1 protein-coding gene is annotated in these 1342 nt (G+C 65.8%); it reads left to right on the top strand.

Annotated features, from left to right (window positions below; all coding sequences use genetic code 11):
• Nucleotides 1-85 precede the first annotated feature (85 nt).
• Entirely contained in the window at nucleotides 86-1318 is a 1233-nt protein-coding gene (locus RS82_RS00010; protein WP_425411870.1) for an IS30 family transposase, read from the top strand.
• The last annotated feature ends 24 nt before the right edge of the window (nucleotides 1319-1342 follow it).

The following is a 1342-nucleotide window of genomic DNA, read 5'->3' as shown; positions in this document are numbered from 1 at the left end:
TCGGCGACGGTTGAAAACGAGGCCATAGCGACGGGGTGGTTTCCAGTGACCATCGCAACGAGGACCAGTCGAAAGGGGTTCTCGTATGTCGTCTCGTCGTGTTCCGAAGGGGCCGGGTCGTCGCCCGATGACGCAGAAGCGCCGGAAGTTCCTGGAGTTGCTGGCGCATGGTTGGTCAGTGCGCAGCGCGTGCAAGAAGCTGGGGATCTCGCGGTCGTCGGGTAATCGCTGGAAGAACGGCTCGCTGGTGCGGCAGAAGGATGGCACCGTCAAGTTCGTGCCACCGCTCGAGCCGCTCGCTGTCCGCACGATCTCGCCTAGGTTCCTCTCCGAGGCGGAGCGCATTCAGATCGCCGATCTCGCCAGTCGGGGCCTCGGTCCGACCGCCATCGGGCACGCCCTCGGGCGAGCGCCGTCGACGATCAGCAGAGAGCTTCGCCGCAACCTGCACGCCTCCGGGCAGTATCGTCCGTTTCACGCGCACTCCGCGGCTGCGACGCGTCGGCGCCGCACGCGACCGCTCAAGCTGTCCACGAACGCCGGGTTACACGCGTTCGTGCTCGCGAAGCTGCGAGAGCGGTGGAGCCCGCAGCAGATCGCTCGCGCACTAAAGCTTGCCCATCCAGGTGATCCGGCCGCGCGGGTGGCGACAGAGACGATCTATCAAGCGGTCTACCGGCCCGACTCGGGGATCATCCGCAAGCCTGCGCCCTCGCCGCTGCGAACCGGACGCGATCATCGACGCGGACAAAGCCGGCAGGTCCGCACCCGCCGCCGGTTCGCGCAACCCATGCTGTCCGTCCACGACCGTGGCTTCGAGCCGACCGATCGCTCGACCGCGGGGCACTGGGAAGGAGACCTCATCGTCGGACCGCACAGCCGGTCAGCGATCGGCACGCTCGTCGAACGGCAGACCCGGTTCGTTAAGCTTCTGCACCTCCCTGCGCATAACTCGACCGAACTGCTCCACGCGCTTGTGAGGACGCTCAACCAGCTGCCGTCGCCGCTGCGGCGAACCGTGACCTGGGACCAAGGCACGGAGATGGCCAGACACCTCGAGATCACGCAGGCGACCGGAACCAAGATCTACTTCTGCGACTCAGCCAGCCCCTGGCAGCGGGGATCGAACGAGAACACGAACGGGCTCCTACGCCAGTACTTTCCGAAGTCGACGGACCTCTCAGTGCACAGCGCCCGAGACCTCGAACGCGTCGAGAACGAGCTCAATCGCCGGCCGCGCATCACCCTCGGAGATCGAGCCCCAGCAGACCTCTTCGCTGGCCTGCTAGCCTCCGAGAATCACCCCTCGTTGCGATGACCGCTGGAATACAAGACGTCGCAT

Origin of the sequence: Microbacterium trichothecenolyticum, from assembly GCF_000956465.1 — a bacterium.
In the GTDB taxonomy this organism is placed as follows: Bacteria; Actinomycetota; Actinomycetes; order Actinomycetales; family Microbacteriaceae; genus Microbacterium; species Microbacterium trichothecenolyticum.
Note: the sequence above shows the minus strand (reverse complement) of the source record. Positions and strands in the feature narration are given on the sequence as shown.

Excerpts from the sequence above, each read along its gene's own strand:
- RS82_RS00010 (WP_425411870.1), top strand. The coding sequence starts at position 86 with ATGTCGTCTCGTCGTGTTCCGAAGGGGCCGGGTCGTCGCCCGATGACG.